This is a genomic window from Pseudomonas sp. LBUM1678 (assembly GCF_059695575.1).
In genome coordinates, this window is sequence record NZ_CP166775.1 from 5,353,064 (window position 1) to 5,378,484 (window position 25,421).

Here is a 25,421-nt window from a genome sequence, read left to right on the forward strand (position 1 = left end):
CCTGTTACCTCTTGCGTAATACGTAAACTCGCCACATGGCATAGAGCGGTAAAAAGTCCAGTTGTTCCTGGATACGAAACCCTGCCTGTTCGAATTCCTTTTCTACCGTGGCCGCCGGTAACACAAATCGGTTTTGATAACCTTCCTGCCCACGCCGCCGCTCTGAGCGCTTGCGTTTCCAGGCTTTGAAATTACCGTCCACCCACAACGAAAGGATCACGCTGTCACGCGTGACTCGTTCAAATTCGCGCAGAATGGCCAGTCGATGCTCGGCTTCACCGATGTGATGCAGTAAACGCATGCAGAAAATGCTGTCGACAGCGTTATCGGGCAAGGCGATGTCGAATGCAGACGTGTGTAAGGGTTGTACCCGCTTTACGACGTCGGCAGGTTGCGCCTGGGTGGCAATCTTCAGCATTGACTCGGAGTTGTCGGCTCCGATGATCGCGCGATTGGCCTTTTCCGCCAGCAATGGCCAGAAACGCCCCGCACCACAAGGCAAATCCAGGACCAGCCCAGGCTCACCGACCAGCGCCAGCGCCTTTCGCGCCAGCTGCTCGTCCCGCCAGTGGGACAGTCGACGGCCGAGGCCATCCTGATGTTTTTGCAAGTATCGTTGAGCGTGCTGGTCGTCGTATTTTTCGGAAAAATCTAGTTTGATCGGGCCGTCCATCATCAAGGTCTCCTGTACTTCTGATGACATCTACCTTATGTAGCGTAGTGTCAGCGTCAGGTCATGCCTTTGTGAAAAAATTGTCATGTAAACACGCAATCATTTCAAGGTTTTTCAGGACGACAGGCACGAACCGAGCCTTTAGCTTTGGGCACCTCTATTCTTGACTCAACGCCACTTCAAAACGACAGCCATGGGGTTCCATGTTGGTCAGGCTGACGTTCCAGCCCTGGTTCTCGCAGATCCGCTGCACCAGTGACAGCCCAAGCCCCAGGCCTTCGCCGCGCTTTTCGCTGCCGCGCACGAAAGGTTCAAACATCGCCTCGCGTTTTTCCTCGGGAATGCCCACGCCACTGTCTTCGACCGTGAAACCCGTGGCCGAGAGGGTCAAGCGGATGAAGCCGTGTTCGGTGTAATGCAGTGCGTTACGCAACAGGTTGCCCATGACGGCGTGCAAGAGCGTTGCGTTGTAGCAGGTGCCAAGCGGATTGCCCGGCTCGAAGATCAAATTCAGGCCCTTGGCTTCTATCGGTTCGCGCCACTGATTGAGCAGCCCATCAGCGATCTGACTCAACGACTGCTGCGGTGCAATGCTGGCGTCTTCTCGCTGGGTCCGGGCCAACATCAGAAACGTTTGCACCAACTCGCGCATCTCTGCGCACGCGCGGGCGATTCGCTCGACCTGGGCTCGGCCACGCTGGTCGATACCGGGGTTTTCCAACAGCAGCTCGCAGGAACTGGCCAGTACCATCAACGGCGTGCGCAGTTCGTGGCTGACGTCGCTGGTAAACAATCGCTCACGGGTCAACGCCTGGCGCAAACGCCCAAGGGTGGCGTCGAAGGCAACGGCCAGTTCGCCCACTTCGTCGGCGGCATAATCCGGTGCCAGAGGCGGCGCCAGCCCCAGCAATTGATCGCGATGACGCACCTGGCGGGCCAGCCGAACCACCGGCGCCATCACTTTGCGCGCCAGGACCCAGCCGAGAAAGACCGCCAGTGCCAGGCTCAGCACGAAGCCCACCAGCACCACGGCAAACAGCACCCGCTCACGCTCTTCGAAATCGCTTTGGTCCTGAAGCAGTACGTAACGCCGGCCATCGACGATTTCGACCATCGCGTGATACGACAGCTGCTCGCGAAAGACCTCGTGAAAACCGGAGTCCAGGTGCCGCAAATCCTTGGGCAACTCGAAATCCCCTGGCCCGCCGCTGAAATAGAAAAGTTGGTCCGGCTCGGGGCGATGGCTCCAGTCCGAGACGCTGTCCATCAGCAACAGACGTTGCAAGTCGCCGCCCAGCCCGGCCGAAATCAGCTTTTCTTCCACCAGGTGCACGGTCGCCACAATGCCCATGGCGAAGGCACCCGCCACCAGCGCGCTCATCAACGCAAAGGCGATGATGATCCGCTGGGCAAGGCTCTGCTTAAACTCCATCTCGGCCCTCGGCCAAGCGATAACCCACACCGTGCACGGTGTGCAGCAAGGGCTTGGCGAATGGCTTGTCGATCACCTGACGCAGTTGATGGACGTGGCTGCGCAGGCTGTCGCTGTCCGGGCAGTCATCGCCCCACAGGGCTTCTTCGAGAATTTCGCGGCGCAGTACATGCGGGCTTTTCTGCATCAGCACGGCCAGCAACTTCAGGCCGACCGGGTTGAGTTTCAGCAGACGACCTTCGCGGGTCACCTCCAGGGTGTCGAGGTCGTAGCTCAAATCGCCAACCTGCAAGGCTCGCCGACCGCCCCCTTGGGCACGACGCATGACCGCCTCGATGCGCGCCGCCAGTTCGGACAGGGCGAATGGCTTGATCAGGTAGTCATCGGCACCGGACTTGAAGCCTTGCAGCCGGTCATCCAGCTGATCGCGCGCGGTGAGCATGATCACCGGCGTGTCACGGCGGGCGTCTTCGCGCAGGCGTTTGCACAGGGTGTAGCCGTCGATGCCGGGCAACATGATGTCGAGCACGATCAAGTCATAGTGCTCGGTGGCCGCCAGGTGCAGGCCCGACAAACCGTCCTGCGCGCAATCCACGGTGTAGCCTTTGAGCCCCAGGTAGTCGGCCAGATTGGCCAGGATATCGCGGTTGTCTTCAACCAATAGAATGCGCATGGGCACCTCCTCCGTACACAGTAACGGCCGTCGTGGCCCGCGCAGCTTAAGGCCAAGTGTGGCTCAGGGCTAGGACTGCGTGCAGTTGTAAATCCGATAGAAAAAGCCGATGACGGCTTAACAAGTTTTTCACTATCGATTCACACGTTGACGACAGCACCGGGCTCAGACTCCGCGCGGATGCGCTCTCCAGAACCCTTCACCGACCAAGGAATTGCCATGGCTTCGACCGCTGCCCGCCCCGCTTCCAGACCGCTCAACTTCTGGGTGTGCCTGGGCGTACCTGCCACTGCGGCGATCATTCTGCTGCTGCTCGAACTGACGTCCCTGGACATGGACCTGGCCAAACTGTTCTACGACCCGGTCACCGGGGATTTCATCGGGCGCCACAGTTACTTCCTTGAAAACATTCTGCATGACCGCGCCAAGCAAGTGGTCATCGCGTTTTCGGTGTTTGCCATCTTCGGCTTCATTGGCGCCTTTTTCGTGGACAGGCTCAAACCGTTCAAACGTGAACTGGGCTGCCTGGTGCTGTCTCTGGCGCTGGCGACCTCGTTCGTGACGCCGGTCAAAGCGGTGACGGCGGTGCAATGCCCGTGGAGTCTCGAGCAATTCGGCGGCCACGAAACCTACAGCGAACTGCTCAGCCCGCGCCCGCAAACAGACAAGCCTGGCCGTTGCTGGCCTGGGGGTCATGCGGCGACCGGGTTTACGCTGTTTGCGCTGTTCTTTGTCTTGCGTGACCGTCGTCCGCGTCTGGCACGCCAGGCGTTTGTGTTTGCGTTTGCACTGGGGACGGTGTTTTCGGTGAGCCGGATGATGCAGGGGGCGCACTTCTTTTCGCATAACGTGTGGACGGCGATTTTTTGCTGGTTGATTTGTCTGGGGTCTTACTACTACATCTTGTACCGACCGGCGACCAAGATTGAGGCGATGGCCAAGACCAATCCGGTTAACGCCTGAAATACAAATCAATGTGGGAGCGAGCCTGCTCGCGATAGCGGTGTGTCAGGCCACATCAATGCTGGCTGATCCGCCGCTATCGCGAGCAGGCTCGCTCCCACATGGGCCGATGTGCGCCTCGGAATCCGGGTAATAAAAAACCCCGCCGGCTCATCGCCGGCGGGGTTTTTATGTACGGGGTAAGGCTGGCTTACATCATGCCGCCCATGCCGCCCATACCGCCCATGTCTGGCATGCCGCCGCCAGCTGGGCCGTCTTCCTTGATCTCGGCGATCATGGCTTCGGTGGTGATCATCAGGCTGGCAATCGACGAAGCCGCTTGCAGAGCCGAACGAGTCACTTTAGCCGGGTCCAGGATACCCATTTCGATCATGTCGCCGTATTCGCCGGTGGCAGCGTTGTAACCGTAGTTACCCGAACCCTGCTTGACCTTGTCTACAACTACGCTTGGCTCGTCGCCGGAGTTGGCAACGATCTGGCGCAGTGGCGCTTCAACAGCGCGACGCAGCAACTGGATGCCAACGTTCTGGTCATCGTTGTCGCCTTTCAGCTCGGAGATAGCCTGCAGAGCGCGAACCAGTGCCACGCCGCCGCCAGGTACCACGCCTTCTTCAACGGCTGCGCGGGTTGCGTGCAGGGCGTCTTCAACGCGGGCTTTCTTCTCTTTCATTTCAACTTCGGAACCAGCGCCAACCTTGATCACTGCAACGCCGCCGGACAGCTTGGCCAGACGCTCTTGCAGTTTTTCACGGTCGTAGTCGGACGAAGTGTCAGCCACTTGCTGACGGATTTGCAGAACGCGAGCCTGGATATCAGCTTCAACGCCGGCGCCGTCGATCACGGTGGTGTTTTCTTTGGACAGGATCACGCGCTTGGCATTACCCAGGTGTTCCAGGGTAGTGCTTTCCAGGCTCAGACCGATCTCTTCGGAGATAACGGTACCGCCAGTCAGGACAGCGATGTCCTGCAGCATGGCCTTGCGGCGGTCGCCGAAGCCTGGAGCCTTGACGGCTGCGACTTTAACGATGCCACGCATGTTGTTCACAACCAGAGTCGCCAGGGCTTCGCCTTCAACGTCTTCGGCCACGATCAGCAGTGGACGGCCGGCTTTGGCAACGGCTTCCAGTACTGGCAGCATTTCGCGGATGTTCGAGATCTTTTTGTCGACCAGCAGGATCAGCGGACCGTCCAGCTCGGCAGTCATGGTCTCTGGCTTGTTGACGAAGTACGGGGACAGGTAGCCACGGTCGAACTGCATGCCTTCAACAACCGACAGTTCGTTTTCCAGGCCCGAGCCTTCTTCAACGGTGATCACGCCTTCTTTACCGACTTTTTCCATGGCTTCGGCAATGATGTCGCCGATGGAGCTGTCGGAGTTGGCCGAGATGGTGCCGACCTGAGCGATTGCCTTGGTGTCAGCGCAAGGCTTGGACAGCGCTTTCAGCTCTTTGACGATTGCGATGGTCGCTTTGTCGATACCGCGTTTCAGGTCCATCGGGTTCATGCCGGCAGCGACGGCTTTCAGGCCTTCGTTGACGATCGATTGAGCCAGAACGGTAGCGGTGGTGGTGCCGTCGCCTGCGTCATCATTGGCACGGGAGGCAACGTCTTTGACCAGCTGCGCGCCCATGTTTTCGAAGCGATCTTTCAGCTCGATTTCTTTGGCAACGGACACGCCGTCCTTGGTGATGGTCGGAGCGCCGAAGCTCTTCTCGATGATCACGTTACGGCCTTTAGGGCCCAGGGTCGCTTTTACTGCGTCAGCCAGGACGTTCACACCGGCGAGCATTTTCTTACGGGCGGAATCGCCGAATTTAACTTCTTTAGCAGCCATGATCGATATTCCTTAAATACTTTGTAGTAGCGGGAAAATGAGCGGGGAATCAGCCTTCGACTACAGCGAGGATTTCGCTCTCGCCGATAACCAGCAGGTCTTCGCCGTCAACTTTCACAGTGTTGCTGCCGGAGTAAGGGCCGAACACAACCTTGTCACCCACTTTTACGGACAGCGCACGCACTTCACCGTTGTCCAGAACTTTGCCTGGGCCTACAGCGAGGACTTCGCCCTGGTTTGGCTTTTCAGCAGCCGAACCTGGCAGGACGATACCGCCAGCGGTTTTCTTTTCTTCTTCGCTGCGACGGACGACGACGCGGTCATGCAGAGGACGAAGCTTCATTGTCGATCTCTCCTAATTGTGGTTTTCATCGGCCGGTGTATTCCCGGCGGGTTTAACAAATCCGGCGGTGCCGGGTGCGGTTCGTCAAGCGAACCGCGGAAGTCTGTCTGGCATGATCGCCAGAAACCTTGCGGTGACCGTTACATAAGGGCGCATAAGCTTATTACAAGGGCGAGGATCGAAATTTTTTGCATCAATGCCCTGAAAACGAACACGGCACCCGAAGGTGCCGTGCAGCTGAAACGCTTTACTTGGAATCGCGGTGTTCGTACTCGCCTTCGATCACATTGGGCTCGCGGCCCAGTGGCGGCTGCGGAGCAGGACCGCCACGTGGTTGAAGATCGTCGGCGAACGCACGCTGACGGATCGCCGCCTCTTCGGCGCGCTGGCGCATTTTATTGGCCAGCAGTCGACGGGAGATCGGCAGCAGCATGATCAGACCCAGCACGTCAGAGACGAAGCCCGGCAGGATCAACAGACCACCCGCCAGGGCCAGCATCAAACCTTCCAGCATGGTCTGGGCCGGCAACTCGCCGCGGTTCAGGCTTTCACGAGCACGCAACGCGGTGGCCAGACCGGCGATACGCAGCACGAAAACGCCGAGCATCGAGCCGAGAATGATCAGCAGCAGGGCCGGGAAAAACCCGATGGCCCCGCTGACCTTGACGAATACGAACAGCTCCAACACCGGAAACAGTACAAAGAGCAATAAAAAAGGGCGCATCAAATGGTTCCTCAACGCAAGAATGCCTTGCCAGTCTTCCCTAGATGACGTCGCCGTTTCGTGAATTCAAGCGTCGGCCACTTCATTTTTCGGCCAATGCTCGGCGTGAGCCAGGAAAACCAAGGCTTCGCGCACTTGTGTCGGCGTATTACAGGTTGCCTGGAACGGTAGCCAGTACAGGGCCTGACCAATGCGCAGGTGCATGCCTTCGCTGTCGATACCGGCCAGTTGCGCCGGTTCGGTTTTCGGTAGCCCCGCCAGATCGACGTAGTGGGCGATGGCTTTGGCGTGATCGGCATTCATGTGCTCGACCATGCTCAGTTCGGCTTTGCCGGCGAACGGGTTGGCCAGGGTCAGCTGGTCGACCCAGTGAATCGCGCCGAAACCGCCGATGTAGCGGTGACGCACAGGCTTGAGCACCCAGAAATCGAAATCGTGGGCTTTGTGGTAGCTCTGAGAGTCAGGGAAATAGCGGTAGTAACGCTCGGCCGCCGCTTCGATCGCGGCTTCGTCTTCGAGCTTTTCTGCTTCGGCGAGGTAAGTCAGGCGACCAACGGCTTGAACATCGTCGGCCTCGCGCTCGCCTACAAACAGCGAGCATTTCGGATCCTTCTGCAGATTGTGGGTGTGCTGGGCGATGCGGCTGATCAGGATCAGTGGCCGGCCCTGCTCGTCCAGGCAATAAGGAACGACGGAGCCAAACGGGAAGCCGGGCATCGACTTGGAGTGCGTCGACAGCACCCCACGGTATTCCTTGAGAAGCAATTCTCGGGCATTCTTGGCCGCTTCAACGCTCAATTTATGACTCCTTATATAGAATCCGTCGAGAAAACGGACAGGCGCCTGGGGATAAGTTCCAGTACGCCATCGGGGCAGTTCTCATGTGCAACCAGGCCGCATCAGGTGCAGATCGAGAGGCCCTCTAGGAAGGAAACCACTCTGAACCTGCTATTGGGGCATGCGAATGCAACTCACTGACAAAGTAATCATTATCACTGGCGGTTGCCAGGGTTTAGGCCGCTCCATGGCCGAGTATTTCGCGGGTAAAGGCGCGAAGCTGGCGCTGGTGGACCTGAACCAGGAAAAGCTCGACGACACCGTCGCGGCGTGCAAAGCCAAGGGTGTAGAGGCGCGGGCTTACCTGTGCAACGTCGCCAATGAAGAGCAAGTGACGCACATGGTCGCTCAGGTGGCCGAAGATTTTGGCGCGATTCATGGCTTGATCAACAACGCCGGGATCTTGCGCGACGGCCTGCTGCTTAAGGTCAAGGATGGCGAAATGACCAAAATGAGCCTGGCCCAATGGCAGGCCGTCATCGACGTCAACCTGACCGGCGTGTTCCTGTGCACCCGTGAAGTCGCGGCAAAAATGGTCGAGCTGAACAACAGCGGCGCGATCATCAATATCTCCTCGATCTCCCGTGCCGGCAACGTCGGCCAGACCAACTACTCCGCCGCCAAGGCTGGCGTGGCCGCAGCGACCGTAACCTGGGCCAAGGAACTGGCGCGTTATGGCATTCGCGTGGCGGGCATTGCGCCGGGCTTTATCGAAACCGAGATGACGTTGGGCATGAAGCCTGAAGCCTTGGAGAAGATGACGGCCGGGATTCCGCTCAAGCGCATGGGCAAACCGGAAGAGATCGCACATTCGGCGGCGTATATTTTCGAGAACGACTACTACACCGGCCGGATTCTGGAAATGGATGGCGGGTTGCGGATCTAAACCACAATGTCACAGCCTCATCAGGTGTAGCAGCTGCCGAGGTACGAGGCTGCGTTGGGCTGCGCAGCAGCCCCGAAGGGCGGTCCTGCGGACACGCAACGCAGCCTCGTGCCTCGGCAGCTGCTACACAGCGGAGTGATTCAATCGTCGCTGATGGTGATGTTCGGCATCGCCGGTGTCGCCGCTTCCTGCAACACAATCCGCGCGCCGACATGGCGGGCGAGTTCCTGGTACACCAGCGCAATCGGGCTGTCCGGCTCGGCGATCACCGTTGGCTTGCCGCCATCGGCCTGTTCGCGGATAGCCATTGCCAGCGGCAACGACGCCAGCAGTTCGACGCCGTATTGATTGGCCAGCTTCACCCCGCCACCTTCACCGAACAGATGCTCGGCATGCCCGCAGTTGGAGCAGATGTGCACGGCCATGTTTTCCACCACGCCCAGTACCGGGATGTTGACCTTGCGGAACATCTCCACGCCTTTGCGCGCGTCCAGCAGCGCCAGGTCTTGCGGGGTGGTGACGATGACGGCACCGGCCACCGGGACTTTCTGCGCCAGGGTCAACTGGATGTCACCGGTGCCTGGCGGCATGTCGATGACCAGGTAATCCAGGTCGCCCCAGGCGGTTTGCGTGACCAGTTGCAACAGCGCGCCGGAGACCATCGGCCCGCGCCAGACCATCGGCGTGTTGTCGTCGGTCAGGAAGGCCATGGACATCACTTCGACGCCATGGGATTCGATCGGCACGAACCACTTCTGATCCTTGACCTTTGGTCGGGTACCTTCAGGGATGCCGAACATGATGCCCTGGCTCGGACCGTAGATGTCCGCGTCGAGAATCCCGACCTTGGCGCCTTCACGGGCCAGGGCCAGTGCGAGGTTGGCGGCGGTGGTGGATTTGCCCACGCCGCCCTTGCCGGACGCCACAGCCACCACGTTTTTGACGTTGGCCAGGCCCGGAATCTGCGCCTGGGCCTTGTGCGCGGCGATCACACTGGTGATGTCAACGCGAGCGCTCGTCACGCCGTCGAGGGCTTCGATCGCCATTTGCAGCATCTGCGACCAGCCACTTTTGAACAGACCGGCGGCATAACCCAGCTCCAACTGAACGCTGACGCGATCACCCTGGATGTCGATGCCGCGCACGCACCCGGCGCTGACCGGGTCCTGGTTCAGATAAGGGTCGGTGTATTGGCGAAGGACGGCTTCCACCGCTGCGCGATTGACGACGCTCATGGGCAACTCCGATAGCAAGACTGGAAAATCAGGCGGGTATCCTAACCGTTCTATGGCCTGGACGGCATGCCCGCCTATGATTTGTGGCAAACACATCCCTGTGGCGAGGGAGCTTGCTCCCGCTCGGGTGCGAAGCAGCCGCAATCAGACGGATGCGTTCCTTCCGATGGAGCCGGGTTGCAGGGTTTGGGGCGGCTTCGCCACCCAGCGGGAGCAAGCTCCCTCGCCACAGTTTTTTGCGATTGCCGCATATGGATACAGGCTCACGGGGTGAAAAATATGCGCCGGCGCTTTATAGTGGCCGACCTCCGTTTCATCAAGTAGCCGAGCCCCATGTCCGAGCCACGCAAGATCCTCGTCACCAGCGCCCTGCCCTATGCCAATGGTTCGATCCATCTTGGCCACATGCTGGAATACATCCAGACCGATATGTGGGTGCGCTTCCAGAAGCACCGCGGCAATCAATGCATTTATGTCTGCGCCGACGACGCCCACGGTTCGGCCATCATGCTGCGCGCGGAAAAGGAAGGCATCACCCCGGAACAACTGATCGCCAACGTCCAGGCTGAGCACAGCGCCGACTTTGCCGAGTTCCTGGTGGACTTCGACAACTTCCACTCCACTCACGCCGAAGAAAACCGTGAGCTGTCGAGCCAGATCTACCTGAAGCTGCGCGACGCCGGGCACATCGCCCAGCGCTCGATCACTCAGTATTTCGACCCGGAAAAGAAAATGTTCCTGGCCGACCGCTTCATCAAGGGCACCTGCCCGAAATGCGGCACTGAAGACCAGTACGGCGACAACTGCGAAAAATGCGGTGCAACCTACGCACCGACCGACCTGAAGGATCCGAAGTCGGCGATCTCTGGCGCCACCCCGGTGCTCAAGGATTCCCAGCACTTCTTCTTCAAGCTGCCGGACTTCCAGGAAATGCTACAAGCCTGGACTCGCAGCGGCACGTTGCAAGAAGCCGTCGCGAACAAGATCGCCGAATGGCTGGATGCCGGCTTGCAACAGTGGGACATCTCCCGCGATGCGCCGTACTTCGGTTTCGAGATTCCAGACGAGCCAGGCAAGTACTTCTACGTCTGGCTGGACGCGCCGATCGGCTACATGGCGAGCTTCAAGAACCTCTGCGATCGTACGCCGGAGCTGGACTTCGACGCGTTCTGGGGCAAGGACTCCACCGCCGAGCTTTACCATTTCATCGGCAAGGACATCGTCAACTTCCACGCCCTGTTCTGGCCAGCGATGCTCGAAGGCGCCGGTTTCCGCAAGCCGACCGGCATCAACGTGCACGGCTACCTGACCGTCAACGGTCAGAAAATGTCCAAGTCCCGTGGCACCTTTATCAAGGCCCGGACTTACCTGGACCACCTGTCGCCGGAATACCTGCGCTACTACTACGCGGCCAAGCTGAGTCGTGGCGTCGATGACCTCGACCTGAACCTCGAAGACTTCGTGCAGAAGGTCAACTCCGACCTGGTCGGTAAAGTCGTCAACATCGCCAGCCGTTGCGCCGGCTTCATCCAAAAGGGTAACGGCGGTTTGCTGGTGGCCGGCAACGCCGCTCCAGAATTGACCGAAGCGTTCCTGGCCGCAGCGCCAAGCATTGCCGAGGCCTACGAGGCTCGCGACTTCGCCCGTGCCATGCGCGAGATCATGGGCCTGGCCGACCGCGCCAACGCCTGGATCGCCGACAAGGCGCCGTGGTCGCTGAACAAACAGGAAGGCAAGCAGGATGAAGTCCAGGCCATCTGCGCCCTGGGCGTGAACCTGTTCCGCCAACTGGTGATCTTCCTCAAACCGGTGCTGCCGTTGCTGGCCGCCGATGCCGAGGCGTTCCTCAACGTCGCGCCGCTGACCTGGGACGACCACACGACCTTGCTCAGCAACCATCAGCTGAACGAGTTCAAGCCGTTGATGACCCGTATCGACCCGGTAAAAGTGCAAGCCATGAGCGACGCCTCGAAAGAAGACCTGACCGCCAGCCAGACCGACACCGGTGCTGCTGCGCCTGCCGGCAACGGCGAACTGGCCAAGGATCCGCTGTCGCCGGAAATCGAGTTCGACGCCTTCGCTGCGGTCGATCTGCGCGTAGCGTTGATCGTCAAGGCCGAACACGTGGAAGGGGCTGACAAACTGCTGCGTCTGACCCTGGACATCGGTGACGAGCAACGCAACGTGTTCTCCGGGATCAAGAGCGCTTATCCGGATCCGTCCAAGCTCAACGGCCGTCTGACCATGATGATCGCCAACCTCAAACCACGAAAAATGAAGTTCGGTATCTCCGAAGGCATGGTGATGGCCGCCGGTCCTGGCGGTGAAGAAATCTACCTGCTCAGCCCCGACAGCGGCGCCAAGCCGGGTCAACGCATCAAGTAAGGTTCTGCGCTAAATCGATCCCACAGTCGTGCCTGTCGCGGCTGTGGGATTTTCATATCTGGCCCCACCCTCCGTCCTTGCCGGATAATGCCTAAGCTTTTTAGACCGCACTGTTAAAAAGCCCTATTTCTGCCGGCACGATCATGACCGAGATGCTTCTTACGCTTATCAGCGCAGCCCTGATCAACAACCTCGTGTTGCACTGGCCGCTGGGCGTCGATCCGCTGCTGGGCAGCGAGCGCGATCAGGTTCATGCCTTGGGCATTGCCACGACCTGTCTGATGCTGGTTGTCGGCCTGTTGAGCTACTCGGCCTGGCACTGGCTGCTGGTGCCGCTGGAGCTGACTTCGCTGCGCCTCTTCGTGTTCCTGCCCTTGAGCGTTTTGCTGATCAGCCCACTGTTGAAGCTGCTGTCGCGGTTACTGCCCAAGCTTGCGTTCGATGGTCTCTGGCCGTTGCTGCTGGGCAACGCGGGTGTGTTGGGGCTGGCATTGCTCAACGCCGGGGACGACCAAGGATTCTTTCACACCACTGCCCTGTGCCTCGGCGCCGGTCTGGGTTTCTGGCTGGTGCTGAGCCTGTTCAGCGACTTGCGCCAGCGCATTCTCGATAACGATGTCCCCCTGCCCTTTCGTGGCCTGCCGATCGAGTTGATCGGCGCCGGACTGATCGCAGTGGCTTTTCTCGGATTCACCGGACTGATCAAAACATGAGTCTGATTCAACGCATCGACGCCCTCCTGCCGCAGACCCAATGCGGCAAGTGCGGCCACCCTGGATGCAAGCCATACGCCGAAGGCATCGCCAGCGGCGAGTCGATCAACAAGTGCCCGCCGGGTGGCAGCGAAACCATCTCGGCACTGGCTGACTTGCTGAAAGTGCCGGTACTGGAGCTGGACGTCAGTCGCGGCTCGGCCCCCGCGCAAATCGCCTATATTCGCGAAGCCGAATGCATCGGTTGTACCAAGTGCATTCAGGCGTGCCCGGTGGATGCGATCGTCGGCGCGGCGAAATTGATGCACACCGTGATTGTCGACGAATGCACCGGTTGCGACCTGTGTGTCGCGCCCTGCCCGGTGGACTGCATCGAGATGCGGCCACTGCCCTTGGCCACCGTGCTGCCGATTGTCGGTGGCTTGGCGTTCAGCCTTGAAGAACAACAGGCGCGCACCGCCAAACGCAATCGTGCGCGGCGCCGCTTCGAGCAGCGCAACGCCCGCTTGCGGCGTGAAGAAGAACAGAAACTCGCCGAACGTCAGGCCCGCGCCCAACGCGCCGTGCCGCACAACGAAGTGACGCCGCTCGACCCGGTTCAGGCTGCGCTTGAGCGGGTGCGCGCGCAGAAAGCGGCGAACGCCGATGCGGCGTTGAAAAAAGCCAAGATCGATGTGGCGATGAGTCGCGCGCAACTGAACAAGTCGCTCAAGGCCTTCGGACATCCACCGACCTTCGAACAGCAGTCGCAACTGATCGTGCTGCAACAGCAGTTCGAAGCGGCTGAGCAAGCCTTGGCGAGGCTGGAAAGCAGCGCGCCGCCAACCCCGGCGCCGGTTGCGCCAGTGAAGGATGCCGAACTGAAACGGGCGAAGATTCAGCTGGCCATGCGCCGTGCCGAACTCAACAAAGCGCGAGCCAGTGAAGCAGCGGTGGAACAGATCGCAGCGCTGGAACTCGCGGTGAAGGACGCCGAGTGCCAGGTGGATGCCTATGTCGCCCCTTGAATCGGTGGACGAACGCCTTCAGCAGGCCATGAAGCTGGTGTTGCTGGCCACCGTGCCGGGGATGCTGGTGTTGTTCTGGTTGTATGGCTGGGGCGTGTTGATCAACCTGATTCTGGCGGCGGTTAGCGCATTGGCCGTTGAAGCAGCGGTGTTGCAACTGCGCAAGCGATCGATCAAACCGACCTTGAGCGACGGCAGCGCCCTGGTCAGCGCGACGCTGCTGGCACTGGCCTTGCCACCTTACTGCCCGTGGTGGCTAACGGTCAGTGCAGCGGCATTCGCGCTGCTCGGCAAACACCTCTACGGCGGTGTCGGCAAGAATCCGTTCAACCCGGCGATGCTCGGTTTTGCCTTGGTGCTGGTGGCCTTTCCCCAGCAGATGACCCTCTGGCCATCGTCACACGGCATGAATCTGCTCGGGGGTTTGCAGCAGGTCTTCGGCTTCGGCCAGACCCCGGATGCCTGGGTCCAGGCCACGGCGCTGGACAGCCTGCGGATCAACAAAAGCCTGACCATGGACGAACTCTTCGCCGGCAACCCGGCGTTCGGCAATTTCGGCGGACGCGGCGTGGAATGGGTCAACCTGGCCTTTCTCGCAGGCGGCGCGTTTCTTCTGCAACGGCGGGTGTTCACTTGGCATGCACCGGTCGGCATGCTCGCCAGCCTGTTCATTATCAGCCTGCTGTGCTGGAACGGTTCGGGCTCCGACTCCCATGGCTCACCGCTGTTTCACCTGCTCACCGGCGCGACCATGCTGGGTGCATTCTTTATTGCCACTGAGCCGGTGTCCGGCGCGAAAAGTCCCGGTGCCCGACTCCTGTTCGGTGCCGGCGTGGGATTACTGACCTACCTCATCCGAACCTGGGGCGGTTACCCGGACGGTGTAGCGTTTGCCGTGTTGCTGATGAACCTTTGTGTCCCGGCGCTGGAGCGGTTTGTCGCGTCCAGGCAGGAGCAGGTTGCCCCATGAACCGAGCGACAAGTGTTGTGATCCTGGTGCTGCTGGCCGGGCTGGGGATCGGCGCGACATATTTCGCGCAATACGCCGGCGCACCGCGCATCAGCGCGCAACAGCGCTTGATCGACAGCCGCAACCTGCTGGACCTGCTACCGCCGGACAGCTACGACAATCAACCGCTGGATCAGCCGCTCACCCTCAAAGACATCCGCTTGGCTAACAGCATGCTGCTGGGTGGCTATCTGGCGACCAAGACCGGCCAACCTTGCGCGGTGTTGCTGCGCAGCCAGACGCTGGGCTACGAGGGCTCCATCGAGTTGCTGGTCGCCATCGGCGCAAACGGTAAGTTGCTGGGGGTCAAAACCCTCAAGCAATCGGAAACCCCTGCGCTGGGCGGCAAGATCGCAGACTGGCCCAATGCCTGGCTTCAGCTATTCACCGGCAAGTCTCGAACCGACCCCGGTGACACGGGCTGGGCCTTGAAAAAAGACCAGGGCCAATTCGATCAGATAGCGGGCGCGACCATTACATCCAGAGCGGTGATCAGCGCCGTCCATGACGCGTTGCGCTACTTCGATGAGCATTCGCAACAGCTGATCGGGAGCAGCGCTCATGAATAAATCAGCAACGCTGCGCAACTCACTGATGCTTGCGCCTCTTATCGGCGCTACGGACGCTTGGCTGACGGCCTTGGGCCTGTGGCTGATGTTCTTCGTGGTGATCAATGCTTATGACGTCAGCATGGCGGCCTTGCGATCACGGCTGATCCCGTCCACCCGCTTGCTTGCCAGCATCCTGCTGGCTGCCACGTTGACCAGTTGCGCGGAACTTGCCGCCCAGGTCGGGTCACTTCAATGGCATCAGCACGCGGGGATCTATGCAGGACTGATCGCCGTGCAATGCGTGGTTTTGGAACACAATGGTTTCTTCCAGGAATCGCGACTTGATCGCCTGCGCTTGTGTGGCCTGTTTGGCGCGCTGATGGTGGGCCTTGGCCTGCTGCGCGAGCTTATCGGCAACAGCGGCCTGCACCTGGCCACGCTGGTCCCTGGCGGATTCATTCTGCTGGGGCTGCTGATTGCCGCCTGGCAGGCCTGGAACCGCCCGACTCCCTCACACTGACTGATTTCGAGGAAACGCACTGTCCATGAATGCCGCAAAACGCCTGGAAATTTTCCGCAGGTTTCACGAAGACAACCCGGAACCGAAGACCGAACTGGCCTATTCCTCGCCGTTCGAATTGCTGATTGCCGTCATTCTCTCCGCCCAGTCGACCGATGTCGGCGTGAACAAGGCCACCGCCAAACTCTACCCGGTGGCCAATACGCCGGCGGCGATTCATGCCTTGGGGGTTGAAGGCCTTTCGGAATACATCAAGACCATCGGCCTGTTTAACAGCAAAGCGAAAAACGTGATCGAAACCTGTCGTTTACTGGTGGAGCGCCATGGCGGCGAGGTTCCGCAAACCCGAGAGGAACTGGAAGCGCTACCCGGCGTCGGCCGCAAGACCGCCAATGTGGTGCTTAATACCGCTTTTCGCCAACTGACCATGGCCGTAGACACCCACATTTTCCGGGTCAGCAACCGCACGGGCATTGCGCCAGGCAAGAATGTGGTGGAGGTGGAGATGAAGCTGATGAAGTTTGTCCCCAAGCCATACCTGCTCGATTCCCACCATTGGTTGATCCTTCATGGACGCTACGTTTGCCTGGCCCGCAAGCCACGTTGCGGTAGCTGCCGGATCGAAGACCTGTGCGAATACAAGCAAAAGACCTCGGACGATTGAGGCGCTATTAGATTTATTGATCCATCGATTGAAAAAATCTTTTTTACCCGCCGAGAGATTGTCGATATAAGGGGCGCCAAAGGCAGTCTTAGCCTGGAGTTAACCTTATGAGCACTGGCAAAGAGCAATTGGACGTAGAAGACGACTTCACACCCGTTGAGGCCGATGACGCTGAACCGGTGGTTGAAGTGGCGAAGACAAACCTGAGCAAACGCCGCACCATCGACAATCTGCTGGAGGAGCGCCGACTGCAAAAGCAATTGGCCGATTACGATTTTGACATGTGACACCTAAAAGCCTCCCGAAACGGAGGCTTTTTACTAAGTGCCAATCCCTCAATCGCCAGTGCACTCATACCAGTCCATTGCGTTGAGCCAGCTCAATCAGGTCGACCAGGGAGCGAGCATTGAGCTTCAACAGCAGGCGGGTCTTGTAAGTACTGACGGTTTTATTGCTGAGGAACATTCCATCGGCAATCTCCTTGTTTGTCTTTCCTCGGGCCAACTGTTGAAGCACCATCATTTCGCGCCCGGACAGACGATCAACCATATCGGCTTCACTGGCATTCCCAAGACTGGAGCGCACGGTATGCAGCGCTTGATTCGGAAAGTAACTGTAGCCAGAAAGTACGGCCTTTATTGCACTGAGCAACTCAGTGAGATCCTGCTGCTTGCAGACATATCCGGCAGCACCCGACTGCATGCAACGCATGGAAAAATGGCCGGGGGCCTGAGAGGTCAATATCAGAACTTTAAGAGGCATCGCCGTCGATGTCAGGCGCGCTATGACTTCCAGCCCATCCAGTTTGGGTATTCCAATATCCAGAATGACAATATCCGGCATAAGTTCGCGGGCTAGTTGTAATGCATCCACGCCGTTATCTGTTTCTGCAATGACTTCGTAGCCATGACGCTCCATCAGCATACGTACCGCAAGACGAATGACGGGGTGATCATCCACAATCAGCACTTTATTCATGGGCAAGTCCAATTTCGCTGTTCGAATTTTTAGAGCCCGCACAATAGCCTAGTCGTTTCATCCATGGCATGCCGGCCCCCTCAGCCACCGGCACCGAGAGACATTCCCTACAAACAAAAAGGATAAGTCTTACAAAAATCAGGCGAATACTGTGTGTCTTAAATTTTACCGCCCAGTCAGCGCTGGGCGTTTTACAATATTTTTGTATCGTTTTACATCAGGAATTCAAAGAAACAGGATTCTATTCGAGCGATCCTACAAGCGCTGACGATTGAGCTACGCTTTAAAGTAACCGGCCTTGTCAAATCAAGATTACACTAGATAGTTAAGACCCTTACCCACCAACTTAACCTGCCACAACAAACTTAACATCAAGCAACACTTCAAAAAACAGAAACTAACATGCACTTATTAAAACAAGCACAACAACAGTACCCGACTCGCAAATAATACAGCTACTATGGCACCCACTAAAAAACCAACTAAAAGGAAACCACAAAAACAGTACAAGTCTTTCCCTGCCACACCTTAATTTACCAACACCCGGAGCCTCTCCATAAATCGACCGAGAAAAGACAATCTTTCATGAGCAAAAAACATGATCAAACTCAAAACAAGAATTACCAACCCCATGACAATCATTGCGATATTTGCAACGCTGTCTGAAACATCGGCCGCTATTTCTCTTCCCTTTCTCGATAACGAGGAACGAGAGATCTATATCTGGTTCCTTATCAGCTTTCCCTTTTATTTGCTCTTTCTATTCTTCGCAACACTCAACTTCAACTATCGATCGCTTTACGCGCCCTCGGATTTTGAGAAAGGAAAGCATTTCATAAAGGCCATGACCGATACCGATCACTCACAAAGCAACACACCAGAGCATTTGATTGGGCATCACCAACGCTCGACGGTGTTGCTAAAGGATCTACACATCGTCGACGCACGATGGATGAGTAACAAAGTGGATTTCAACACCTTGATGGAGAAGGTCCAGCAACCACAGGAAAACCCTGCACGGGTGATCGTGTTTCTCACGTGCACCGATTCAGAGGCATTGTTGAAGGAAGGCGCGCACAGGCATTCGAAACAGACCAGGAAACGCAACAGCACCACGTTCTGGATTGCTTACAATTTGAGCTCACATGGCATGACGACCATGGCTTGAATACCAATAGCAGAAGACAGCTATCGAAGGACGATCAGAGAGTAAAAGCAGACGAAATCACAACAACAAAAAAGCTGAAACATAATGCCCGGCAAGAATATTCCCTTTTTCAGATATGTGGCCTTGTCATCGACAAGGCCACATTTCCATTACCGTCGTTGCAGCTTCAAAGGTCTCAGAAAAGCTTCCGGCCTTTGTTCGCAGCAATGCGCATGCGCAAGGCGTTGAGCTTGATAAAGCCCGCCGCGTCGGCCTGGTTGTAGGCGCCGCCGTCTTCTTCGAAGGTCGCGATGTTGGCATCGAACAACGATTCGTCGGACTTGCGACCGGTGACGATCACATTGCCCTTGTACAGCTTCAGGCGCACAACGCCGTTCACGTGCGCCTGGGACGCATCGATCATCTGTTGCAGCATCAGACGCTCAGGGCTCCACCAGTAACCGGTGTAGATCAGGCTGGCGTATTTAGGCATCAGCTCGTCTTTGAGGTGAGCCACTTCGCGGTCCAGGGTGATCGATTCGATCGCACGGTGAGCGCGCAGCATGATGGTGCCGCCAGGGGTTTCGTAGCAGCCACGGGACTTCATGCCCACGTAACGGTTCTCGACGATGTCGAGACGGCCGATACCGTGTTCGCCACCGATACGGTTCAGGGTCGCCAGCACGGTGGCCGGAGTCATTTCAACGCCGTCCAGTGCAACGATGTCGCCGTTGCGGTAGGTCAGTTCCAGGTATTGCGCCTTGTCTGGAGCCTTCTCCGGGGAGACGGTCCATTTCCACATGTCTTCTTCGTGCTCGGTCCAGGTGTCTTCCAGCACGCCGCCTTCATAGGAGATGTGCAGCAGGTTGGCATCCATCGAGTACGGGGATTTTTTCTTGCCGTGGCGCTCGATCGGGATGTTGTGCTTTTCAGCGTAATCCATCAGCTTTTCACGGGAGAGCAGGTCCCATTCGCGCCACGGAGCGATCACTTTCACCCCAGGCTTCAAGGCGTATGCGCCCAGTTCGAAACGAACCTGGTCGTTACCCTTGCCGGTGGCGCCGTGGGAAATGGCGTCAGCCCCGGTTTCGTTGGCGATTTCGATCAGGCGTTTGGCGATCAACGGACGAGCGATGGAAGTACCCAATAGGTACTCGCCTTCGTAAACGGTGTTGGCGCGGAACATCGGGAAAACGAAATCGCGCACGAATTCTTCGCGCAGATCGTCGATGTAGATCTCTTTCACGCCCATGGCCTGAGCCTTGGCGCGTGCAGGTTCGACCTCTTCGCCCTGACCCAGGTCAGCGGTAAAGGTCACCACTTCACAGTTGTAAGTATCCTGCAGCCACTTGAGGATCACCGAAGTGTCCAGGCCGCCGGAATACGCCAGAACGACCTTGTTTACGTCCGCCATGCCATCACTCCACGGGGTTCTACGGAAAGCCGTGAAGTCTACCGGTCATACGCAATAATTTACAGAGGCGCGACAGCTTATGACGACGAAGCGACAGATTCTGTCGAGCGAGCGACGATTTCGGCGGGTTCAGGAGGTCGCCGGGGCGCTTCCAGGCGTCGTGGTTTGAGGCGCAACTTTCTCGGTCGGTGCTACTCGCTCGAGGCGCACTGCGACCCGGCGATTCTTCGCGCGGTTGCTGGCGTTGGTGTTTGGCGCCACAGGGTATCGCTCACCGTGGAAACGCATGGTGATCTGCGATTCCTGAATGCCATTGGCCTTGAAATAGTCCATCACCGCCAGCGCCCGGCGGCGTGACAGCTCGCGGTTGGTCAGACGATTGCCGCTGTTGTCGGAGTGCCCGTCGAGTTCGATGTGATTGACCGTCGGATCAGCCTTCATGAACTCCAGCATCACCTGCAACTGAGTCTTGGCTTGCGGATCGAGATCGACGCCTTCACCCGGGAAGCCGATCTCGGACTGTTTGACCTGCTCGAAATTCTTCGGCAGCAGTTTCGCCACGCAACCCTGATAGTCGTTGAAGGCCTTGCTGAACTTGACCGGCAACAGGCGCACTTCAGACACCCGGCCATCGCCGGAGGCATGCCGAATGACCGGACTGCGGCCGTCCATCAACCCGCTGATCAGGCGCCCGGCCTGAACTTGCGAACTGTTGAACAACACGTTGCCGCTGCCGATTCGCACCGAGCCCAGGTTGATGTCGCCACGTCCCGGCTGCCACGGCGCAGCGGCCGCCAGCAGGGTCGCGGACCCACCGCCGACCATCGGGTTGTAGGCTTTGAGACGAAACGTCGCCTGCTCGCCAGCACGGCGCACGAATTCACCCGAACCGAAATCGGTAATCGGTTGAGTCAGGCGACATTCGAACTTGTCACCTTCGACCGTCCACTCGATGCTCTCCAGACGCGTCTGGAAAGTGAGCGCCATCGCAGGGAGGCTGGCAAACACACTGAGCAAGGCTAAATAACGCTGGCGCACGGGAGGCTCCACTGGCTTCTACAACAAAAAGACCGACACACATATTTACGGCATACCTGTTGGATATCGGAAGGTTCCTGCAAAACTTGATAGCGAGTGCCTGAGAGAGTCTTTTCCGGTAGCATTCCCCTCAGTTTGACCCGCCTGGAATCCCCTCATGTCCGACCGCCTGACCCTGCTGCGTCCCGACGACTGGCATATTCATCTTCGCGATGGTGCTGTGTTGACCAATACCGTTGCGGATGTCGCGCGCACCTTTGGTCGCGCCATCATCATGCCCAACCTGGTACCTCCGGTGCGTAACGCCGCTGAAGCCGACGCCTATCGCCAGCGGATTCTCGCTGCACGCCCGGCCGGCAGTCGTTTCGAACCGTTGATGGTGCTGTACCTGACCGACCGAACCCAGCCCGAAGAAATTCGCGAGGCCAAGGCCAGCGGTTTCGTTTACGCCGCCAAGCTGTACCCGGCCGGCGCGACCACTAACTCGGACTCTGGCGTCACCAGTATCGACAAGATCTTCCCTGCACTTGAGGCCATGGCCGAAGTCGGGATGCCCTTGCTGATTCACGGTGAAGTCACCCGTGGCGATGTCGATGTGTTCGACCGCGAAAAACTCTTCATCGATGAGCACATGCGTCGTGTGGTCGAGCGTTTCCCGACGCTCAAAGTGGTGTTCGAACACATCACCACCGCCGACGCCGTGCAGTTCGTCAACGAGGCTTCGGCCAACGTTGGCGCGACCATCACCGCGCATCACCTGCTGTACAACCGCAACCACATGCTGGTGGGCGGGATTCGGCCGCACTTCTATTGCCTGCCGATCCTCAAGCGCAATACCCACCAGGAAGCCCTGCTCGACGCCGCAACCAGCGGCAGCGACAAGTTCTTCCTCGGCACCGATTCGGCGCCGCATGCCCAGCACGCCAAAGAAGCAGCTTGCGGCTGTGCCGGTTGCTACACCGCTTACGCGGCGATCGAGATGTACGCCGAAGCCTTCGAACAACGCAACGCGCTGGACAAGCTCGAAGCGTTCGCCAGCCTCAACGGACCGCGCTTCTATGGCCTGCCGGTGAACACCGATCGCATCACCCTGGTCCGCGATGAGTGGACCGCCCCAACCAGCCTGCCATTTGGCGAGCTGACCGTAATCCCGCTGCGCGCCGGTGAAAAACTGCGCTGGCGCCTGCTGGAGGAAAACGCGTGAGTGAAGACCATTTCGACGACGAACAGGACGGTCAAGGCGGCGGAGGTGGTTCGCGCCACCCGATGGCTGCTCGCTTCCGTGGGTACCTGCCAGTTGTTGTCGACGTTGAAACCGGTGGTTTCAACTCTGCCACTGACGCCTTGCTGGAAATCGCCGCGACCACTATCGCCATGGACGAAAAAGGGTTTGTGTTCCCCGATCACACCTATTTCTTCCGCGTCGAGCCTTTTGAAGGCGCGAACATTGAAGCCGCCGCGCTGGAATTCACCGGGATCAAACTTGATCACCCGTTGCGTATGGCGGTGAGCGAAGAAGCCGCGTTGACCGACATCTTCCGTGGCATCCGCAAGGCCCTGAAAGCCAACGGCTGCAAACGGGCAATTCTGGTCGGGCACAACAGTAGCTTCGACCTGGGTTTCCTCAACGCAGCTGTGGCGCGCCTGGACATGAAACGTAACCCGTTTCATCCGTTTTCCAGCTTCGATACCGCGACCCTCGCCGGCCTGGCTTACGGTCAAACCGTACTGGCCAAGGCTTGCCAGGCGGCGGATATCGACTTTGACGGTCGCGAGGCTCACTCGGCACGCTACGACACCGAGAAGACGGCCGAGCTGTTCTGCGGCATCGTCAATCGCTGGAAACAAATGGGCGGCTGGGAAGACTTCAACGACTGATGTGGGAGCGAGCCTGCTCGCGATGCAGGCGACGCGGTTCAACATGAAGATCGCGTCATCATTCATCGCCAGCGACCCGCTCCTACAGGGATCTGCGTCTTCCGCCCATAAAAAAACCGGCCTCAGCGGCCGGTTTTTTTATGCCTGACGCCTGGGCTTACAGCGCCGCAGCGTGCTCGGTCAGGTAAGCCGAGACGCCTTCTGGCGAAGCGTTCATGCCTTTGTCGCCTTTCTTCCAGTTGGCAGGGCAAACTTCGCCGTGCTCTTCGTGGAATTGCAGCGCGTCGACCAGACGGATCAGCTCTTCCATGTTACGACCCAGCGGCAGGTCGTTGATGATCTGCGAACGGACAACGCCTTTGTCGTCGATCAGGAACGCGCCACGGAAAGCCACGCCGCCTTCGGACTCAACGTCGTAGGCCTTGGCGATTTCGTGCTTCATGTCGGCAGCCATGGTGTAACGAACCTGGCCGATACCGCCATTGTTCACCGGGGTGTTGCGCCATGCGTTGTGGGTGAAGTGCGAATCGATCGAAACGGCGATCACTTCAACGTTGCGTGCCTTGAAGTCAGACATGCGGTTGTCCAGAGCGATCAGCTCGGACGGGCAAACGAAGGTGAAGTCCAGTGGGTAGAAGAACACCAGGCCGTATTTGCCTTTGATGGCCGACGACAGGGTGAAGCTGTCTACGATTTCGCCATTGCCGAGTACGGCCGGTACGGTGAAGTCCGGGGCTTGTTTGCCTACGAGTACGCTCATTGAATATCTCCTGGTCTATTAACGTGAAGAACTGGGTTCGCGTCAGCCTGCCACCCTCAGGCGACAGCCCTGTGACACGACCCCCTTCGCAAGGACCGACCATCATACACGGCGTTTTTGAGCTGTCCTCAACGGTTTTTCACTGGTGCATCAAATTGGTCGTCGCGGTAGCTAATGGCAGATCGCCTGGAGGAAAACCGTTCGTCAGTCTCACGCGCTTATAACGCAAAGCTTTCAGAAACCACTTTGACAATCATTCTCGTTAACATTAAGATCCATCGCAATTGAGTCACAACCAGCGACGGTTCTCACTTATGTATGTCTGCCTCTGCACTGGCGTCACCGACGGTCAAATCCGCGATGCAATCTATGAAGGTTGCTGCAGCTATAAGGAAGTCCGTCAGGCTACCGGCGTAGCCAGCCAATGCGGCAAATGCGCCTGCCTTGCCAAGGAAGTGGTGCGTGAAACCCTGACCAAATTACAATCGGCGCAGGCTGCGATTCCTTTCCCTGTGGAATTTACTGCCGCGTAAAAACCGTATTCCAAAGAACCGGACTTGATGTCCGGTTTTTTTATGCCTGAAAATCAACTGCTTACGCTCCAGACGCGGAACACAAACATTCTTATTCCGATTAATTTTCACTTAAGTTTCAATAACTTAGGTTTGACACTCTTAGTTGTGCAGCCCAAACTCTGCCTTATAGACAGCTAATACAGGGCAGGACCCCATCATGAAAGGCGACATTACAGTCATCCAGCATCTCAACAAGATCCTTGCCAATGAGCTGGTCGCGATCAATCAATACTTTCTGCATGCGCGCATGTACGAAGATTGGGGTCTGAACAAGCTCGGAAAGCACGAATACCACGAATCCATCGATGAGATGAAACACGCTGACAAGCTGATCAAGCGCATCCTGTTCCTCGAAGGTCTGCCGAACGTCCAGGACCTGGGCAAGCTGCAGATCGGCGAACACACCCAGGAAATGCTTGAGTGTGACCTGCGTATCGAAAAAACCGGCCATGCCGACCTCAAGGTCGCTATCGCTCATTGCGAAACCGTTGGCGACTTCGGTAGCCGCGAACTGCTCGAAGACATTCTTGAGTCCGAAGAAGAACATATCGACTGGCTGGAAACCCAACTGGGCCTGATCGATAAAATCGGTCTTGAGAACTATCTGCAATCGCAGATGGGCGAAGACGAGTAAGTTAGTACCCGCTAAATTCGAGACAATAAAAAGCCCCGCGCTCTTTTAAAGAGGCGGGGCTTTTTTATGCTTTTGCTCTTGTAGGAGCGAAGCTTGCTCGCGAAAGCGGTGTATCAGGTACGACGCCTTCGCGGGCAAGCCTCGCTCCTGCACAGGAAGCAAATCAGGCTTCGGTCTTGCCAGCAGCAGCCGCTTCAACAGCCGTCTTGATCGTGGTCTGCAACGAACCGTCAGCAGCCATCTCGGTCATGATGTCGCTACCGCCGACCAGCTCACCACCAACCCACAGTTGTGGGAAGGTTGGCCAGTTGGCGTACTTCGGCAGGTTGGCGCGGATTTCAGGGTTCTGCAGGATGTCCACGTACGCAAACTTTTCACCACATGCCATCACGGCCTGCGCGGCTTTCGCGGAGAAGCCACACTGCGGGGCATTCGGCGAACCTTTCATGTAAAGCAGAATGGTGTTGTTAGCAATCTGCTCTTTAATCGTTTCGATGATATCCATGGAGCACCTCGGCTGAACTTTCCGACTCAGGGTCGGCACGGTG

The 25,421-nt window shown here is 58.0% G+C and carries 27 protein-coding genes and 1 pseudogene; 15 read left to right on the forward strand and 13 right to left on the reverse strand.

Translation table 11 applies throughout. From position 1 onward, the window contains the following. Nucleotides 1-4: 4 nt before the first annotated feature. From ACA070_RS24300 to colR, 3 genes are all read right to left on the reverse strand, one after another. Complete coding sequence (locus ACA070_RS24300) at nt 5-673, reverse strand: class I SAM-dependent methyltransferase (RefSeq protein WP_462029992.1); 669 nt, start codon at nt 671-673, stop codon at nt 5-7. 157 nt (nt 674-830) lie between these two features. Further along, nucleotides 831-2,105, reverse strand: a complete 1,275-nt coding sequence (locus tag ACA070_RS24305) for a sensor histidine kinase (RefSeq protein ID WP_497448646.1) — start codon at nt 2,103-2,105, stop codon at nt 831-833. After that, a complete protein-coding gene (gene colR / locus ACA070_RS24310) occupies nt 2,095-2,778 on the reverse strand; it encodes a two-component system response regulator ColR (RefSeq protein ID WP_007938890.1) in 684 nt (227 codons plus the stop codon). Before colR ends, ACA070_RS24305 begins: the two co-directional genes overlap by 11 nt. 219 nt (nt 2,779-2,997) lie before the next feature. Between colR and ACA070_RS24315 the strand changes: the two genes are divergently transcribed. Then, the gene (locus ACA070_RS24315) at nt 2,998-3,741 is read left to right on the forward strand and encodes a phosphatase PAP2 family protein (protein WP_497448647.1); all 744 of its coding nucleotides are present in this window, start codon (nt 2,998-3,000) and stop codon (nt 3,739-3,741) included. A gap of 190 nt (nt 3,742-3,931) precedes the next feature. Here ACA070_RS24315 and groL read toward each other — a convergent pair whose 3' ends face one another. The 4 genes from groL to ACA070_RS24335 form a co-directional block, all read right to left on the reverse strand. Next, nucleotides 3,932-5,575: a chaperonin GroEL gene (gene groL / locus ACA070_RS24320; RefSeq protein WP_008155543.1), complete on the reverse strand. Its 1,644-nt coding sequence runs from the start codon at nt 5,573-5,575 to the stop codon at nt 3,932-3,934. Nucleotides 5,576-5,624: 49 nt separating this feature from the next. Next, nucleotides 5,625-5,918: a co-chaperone GroES gene (locus ACA070_RS24325; protein ID WP_007948593.1), complete on the reverse strand. Its 294-nt coding sequence runs from the start codon at nt 5,916-5,918 to the stop codon at nt 5,625-5,627. A gap of 247 nt (nt 5,919-6,165) precedes the next feature. Next, nucleotides 6,166-6,642 (reverse strand): FxsA family protein, encoded by a 477-nt coding sequence (locus tag ACA070_RS24330; RefSeq protein ID WP_497448648.1) that lies wholly within the window; start codon nt 6,640-6,642, stop codon nt 6,166-6,168. A gap of 66 nt (nt 6,643-6,708) precedes the next feature. Then, nucleotides 6,709-7,440: a HugZ family pyridoxamine 5'-phosphate oxidase gene (locus tag ACA070_RS24335; RefSeq protein WP_497448649.1), complete on the reverse strand. Its 732-nt coding sequence runs from the start codon at nt 7,438-7,440 to the stop codon at nt 6,709-6,711. Nucleotides 7,441-7,606: 166 nt separating this feature from the next. Here ACA070_RS24335 and ACA070_RS24340 point away from each other — a divergent pair, with 166 nt between their 5' ends. Further along, nucleotides 7,607-8,365: an SDR family oxidoreductase gene (locus ACA070_RS24340; RefSeq protein WP_077749886.1), complete on the forward strand. Its 759-nt coding sequence runs from the start codon at nt 7,607-7,609 to the stop codon at nt 8,363-8,365. 140 nt (nt 8,366-8,505) lie between these two features. On the opposite strand, the gene apbC is transcribed toward ACA070_RS24340, so the two are convergent. Beyond that, nucleotides 8,506-9,600, reverse strand: a complete 1,095-nt coding sequence (gene apbC / locus ACA070_RS24345) for an iron-sulfur cluster carrier protein ApbC (RefSeq protein WP_497448650.1) — start codon at nt 9,598-9,600, stop codon at nt 8,506-8,508. 333 nt (nt 9,601-9,933) lie between these two features. Here apbC and metG point away from each other — a divergent pair, with 333 nt between their 5' ends. The 8 genes and pseudogenes from metG (at nt 9,934) to ACA070_RS24385 (ending at nt 16,736) form a co-directional block, all read left to right on the forward strand. After that, nucleotides 9,934-11,985 (forward strand): methionine--tRNA ligase, encoded by a 2,052-nt coding sequence (metG, locus tag ACA070_RS24350; protein ID WP_497448651.1) that lies wholly within the window; start codon nt 9,934-9,936, stop codon nt 11,983-11,985. A 143-nt stretch (nt 11,986-12,128) separates the two neighbouring features. Continuing rightward, nucleotides 12,129-12,698, forward strand: coding sequence for an Rnf-Nqr domain containing protein (locus ACA070_RS24355; RefSeq protein ID WP_497448652.1), 570 nt, complete (start codon nt 12,129-12,131; stop codon nt 12,696-12,698). A gap of 17 nt (nt 12,699-12,715) precedes the next feature. Then, nucleotides 12,716-13,090: pseudogene (gene rsxB / locus ACA070_RS24360) on the forward strand (electron transport complex subunit RsxB); the annotation flags it as partial. Between the two features lie 601 nt (nt 13,091-13,691). Beyond that, nucleotides 13,692-14,675 carry an RnfABCDGE type electron transport complex subunit D gene (locus ACA070_RS24365; protein WP_497448653.1) on the forward strand — a complete coding sequence of 328 codons (984 nt, stop codon included), beginning with the start codon at nt 13,692-13,694 and terminating at the stop codon, nt 14,673-14,675. Continuing rightward, nucleotides 14,672-15,283: an RnfABCDGE type electron transport complex subunit G gene (locus ACA070_RS24370; protein ID WP_497448654.1), complete on the forward strand. Its 612-nt coding sequence runs from the start codon at nt 14,672-14,674 to the stop codon at nt 15,281-15,283. The genes ACA070_RS24365 and ACA070_RS24370 overlap by 4 nt, the downstream gene beginning before the upstream one ends. Continuing rightward, the gene (locus ACA070_RS24375) at nt 15,276-15,785 is read left to right on the forward strand and encodes an Rnf-Nqr domain containing protein (protein WP_497448655.1); all 510 of its coding nucleotides are present in this window, start codon (nt 15,276-15,278) and stop codon (nt 15,783-15,785) included. Before ACA070_RS24370 ends, ACA070_RS24375 begins: the two co-directional genes overlap by 8 nt. Nucleotides 15,786-15,810: 25 nt before the next feature. Further along, nucleotides 15,811-16,449 carry an endonuclease III gene (nth, locus tag ACA070_RS24380; protein ID WP_497448656.1) on the forward strand — a complete coding sequence of 213 codons (639 nt, stop codon included), beginning with the start codon at nt 15,811-15,813 and terminating at the stop codon, nt 16,447-16,449. Between the two features lie 107 nt (nt 16,450-16,556). Next, a complete protein-coding gene (locus tag ACA070_RS24385; RefSeq protein WP_497448657.1) occupies nt 16,557-16,736 on the forward strand; it encodes a PA3496 family putative envelope integrity protein in 180 nt (59 codons plus the stop codon). A gap of 64 nt (nt 16,737-16,800) precedes the next feature. Here the strand turns inward: ACA070_RS24385 and ACA070_RS24390 are convergent, their stop codons facing one another. Then, the gene (locus ACA070_RS24390) at nt 16,801-17,427 is read right to left on the reverse strand and encodes a response regulator transcription factor (RefSeq protein ID WP_007943575.1); all 627 of its coding nucleotides are present in this window, start codon (nt 17,425-17,427) and stop codon (nt 16,801-16,803) included. Between the two features lie 598 nt (nt 17,428-18,025). Here ACA070_RS24390 and ACA070_RS24395 point away from each other — a divergent pair. Beyond that, entirely contained in the window at nt 18,026-18,595 is a 570-nt protein-coding gene (locus ACA070_RS24395; RefSeq protein WP_497448658.1) for a hypothetical protein, read from the forward strand. 175 nt (nt 18,596-18,770) lie between these two features. Here ACA070_RS24395 and ACA070_RS24400 read toward each other — a convergent pair whose 3' ends face one another. Together ACA070_RS24400 and ACA070_RS24405 are read right to left on the reverse strand one after the other, a co-directional pair. Further along, nucleotides 18,771-19,988 carry an argininosuccinate synthase gene (locus ACA070_RS24400; RefSeq protein WP_007898502.1) on the reverse strand — a complete coding sequence of 406 codons (1,218 nt, stop codon included), beginning with the start codon at nt 19,986-19,988 and terminating at the stop codon, nt 18,771-18,773. 129 nt (nt 19,989-20,117) lie between these two features. Then, complete coding sequence (locus ACA070_RS24405; protein WP_497448659.1) at nt 20,118-21,026, reverse strand: flagellar protein MotY; 909 nt, start codon at nt 21,024-21,026, stop codon at nt 20,118-20,120. A gap of 157 nt (nt 21,027-21,183) precedes the next feature. On the opposite strand from ACA070_RS24405, the gene pyrC reads away from it, so the two are divergent. Together pyrC and rnt are read left to right on the forward strand one after the other, a co-directional pair. Further along, nucleotides 21,184-22,230, forward strand: coding sequence for a dihydroorotase (pyrC, locus tag ACA070_RS24410; RefSeq protein WP_497448660.1), 1,047 nt, complete (start codon nt 21,184-21,186; stop codon nt 22,228-22,230). Further along, nucleotides 22,227-22,904: a ribonuclease T gene (gene rnt / locus ACA070_RS24415; RefSeq protein ID WP_131060881.1), complete on the forward strand. Its 678-nt coding sequence runs from the start codon at nt 22,227-22,229 to the stop codon at nt 22,902-22,904. The genes pyrC and rnt overlap by 4 nt, the downstream gene beginning before the upstream one ends. 157 nt (nt 22,905-23,061) lie before the next feature. Here rnt and ACA070_RS24420 read toward each other — a convergent pair whose 3' ends face one another. Beyond that, complete coding sequence (locus ACA070_RS24420) at nt 23,062-23,664, reverse strand: peroxiredoxin (RefSeq protein ID WP_462028481.1); 603 nt, start codon at nt 23,662-23,664, stop codon at nt 23,062-23,064. A 314-nt stretch (nt 23,665-23,978) separates the two neighbouring features. On the opposite strand from ACA070_RS24420, the gene ACA070_RS24425 reads away from it, so the two are divergent. Beyond that, nucleotides 23,979-24,197: a bacterioferritin-associated ferredoxin gene (locus tag ACA070_RS24425; protein ID WP_007943567.1), complete on the forward strand. Its 219-nt coding sequence runs from the start codon at nt 23,979-23,981 to the stop codon at nt 24,195-24,197. A gap of 199 nt (nt 24,198-24,396) precedes the next feature. Beyond that, the gene (bfr, locus tag ACA070_RS24430) at nt 24,397-24,873 is read left to right on the forward strand and encodes a bacterioferritin (protein WP_461976357.1); all 477 of its coding nucleotides are present in this window, start codon (nt 24,397-24,399) and stop codon (nt 24,871-24,873) included. A gap of 163 nt (nt 24,874-25,036) precedes the next feature. Here the strand turns inward: bfr and grxD are convergent, their stop codons facing one another. Continuing rightward, complete coding sequence (gene grxD, locus ACA070_RS24435; RefSeq protein ID WP_497448661.1) at nt 25,037-25,378, reverse strand: Grx4 family monothiol glutaredoxin; 342 nt, start codon at nt 25,376-25,378, stop codon at nt 25,037-25,039. Between the last annotated feature and the right edge of the window lie 43 nt (nt 25,379-25,421).

Excerpts from the sequence above, each read along its gene's own strand:
- ACA070_RS24325 (WP_007948593.1), bottom strand. The coding sequence starts at position 5,918 with ATGAAGCTTCGTCCTCTGCATGACCGCGTCGTCGTCCGTCGCAGCGAA.
- ACA070_RS24315 (WP_497448647.1), top strand. The coding sequence starts at position 2,998 with ATGGCTTCGACCGCTGCCCGCCCCGCTTCCAGACCGCTCAACTTCTGG.
- ACA070_RS24395 (WP_497448658.1), top strand. The coding sequence starts at position 18,026 with ATGATCAAACTCAAAACAAGAATTACCAACCCCATGACAATCATTGCG.
- ACA070_RS24385 (WP_497448657.1), top strand. The coding sequence starts at position 16,557 with ATGAGCACTGGCAAAGAGCAATTGGACGTAGAAGACGACTTCACACCC.
- ACA070_RS24400 (WP_007898502.1), bottom strand. The coding sequence starts at position 19,988 with ATGGCGGACGTAAACAAGGTCGTTCTGGCGTATTCCGGCGGCCTGGAC.
- grxD (WP_497448661.1), bottom strand. The coding sequence starts at position 25,378 with ATGGATATCATCGAAACGATTAAAGAGCAGATTGCTAACAACACCATT.
- apbC (WP_497448650.1), bottom strand. The coding sequence starts at position 9,600 with ATGAGCGTCGTCAATCGCGCAGCGGTGGAAGCCGTCCTTCGCCAATAC.
- ACA070_RS24425 (WP_007943567.1), top strand. The coding sequence starts at position 23,979 with ATGTATGTCTGCCTCTGCACTGGCGTCACCGACGGTCAAATCCGCGAT.
- ACA070_RS24330 (WP_497448648.1), bottom strand. The coding sequence starts at position 6,642 with ATGCGCCCTTTTTTATTGCTCTTTGTACTGTTTCCGGTGTTGGAGCTG.
- ACA070_RS24340 (WP_077749886.1), top strand. The coding sequence starts at position 7,607 with ATGCAACTCACTGACAAAGTAATCATTATCACTGGCGGTTGCCAGGGT.
- pyrC (WP_497448660.1), top strand. The coding sequence starts at position 21,184 with ATGTCCGACCGCCTGACCCTGCTGCGTCCCGACGACTGGCATATTCAT.
- groL (WP_008155543.1), bottom strand. The coding sequence starts at position 5,575 with ATGGCTGCTAAAGAAGTTAAATTCGGCGATTCCGCCCGTAAGAAAATG.
- ACA070_RS24370 (WP_497448654.1), top strand. The coding sequence starts at position 14,672 with ATGAACCGAGCGACAAGTGTTGTGATCCTGGTGCTGCTGGCCGGGCTG.
- colR (WP_007938890.1), bottom strand. The coding sequence starts at position 2,778 with ATGCGCATTCTATTGGTTGAAGACAACCGCGATATCCTGGCCAATCTG.
- ACA070_RS24420 (WP_462028481.1), bottom strand. The coding sequence starts at position 23,664 with ATGAGCGTACTCGTAGGCAAACAAGCCCCGGACTTCACCGTACCGGCC.
- metG (WP_497448651.1), top strand. The coding sequence starts at position 9,934 with ATGTCCGAGCCACGCAAGATCCTCGTCACCAGCGCCCTGCCCTATGCC.
- ACA070_RS24375 (WP_497448655.1), top strand. The coding sequence starts at position 15,276 with ATGAATAAATCAGCAACGCTGCGCAACTCACTGATGCTTGCGCCTCTT.
- ACA070_RS24355 (WP_497448652.1), top strand. The coding sequence starts at position 12,129 with ATGACCGAGATGCTTCTTACGCTTATCAGCGCAGCCCTGATCAACAAC.
- bfr (WP_461976357.1), top strand. The coding sequence starts at position 24,397 with ATGAAAGGCGACATTACAGTCATCCAGCATCTCAACAAGATCCTTGCC.
- ACA070_RS24300 (WP_462029992.1), bottom strand. The coding sequence starts at position 673 with ATGGACGGCCCGATCAAACTAGATTTTTCCGAAAAATACGACGACCAG.
- ACA070_RS24365 (WP_497448653.1), top strand. The coding sequence starts at position 13,692 with ATGTCGCCCCTTGAATCGGTGGACGAACGCCTTCAGCAGGCCATGAAG.
- nth (WP_497448656.1), top strand. The coding sequence starts at position 15,811 with ATGAATGCCGCAAAACGCCTGGAAATTTTCCGCAGGTTTCACGAAGAC.
- ACA070_RS24305 (WP_497448646.1), bottom strand. The coding sequence starts at position 2,105 with ATGGAGTTTAAGCAGAGCCTTGCCCAGCGGATCATCATCGCCTTTGCG.
- ACA070_RS24390 (WP_007943575.1), bottom strand. The coding sequence starts at position 17,427 with ATGAATAAAGTGCTGATTGTGGATGATCACCCCGTCATTCGTCTTGCG.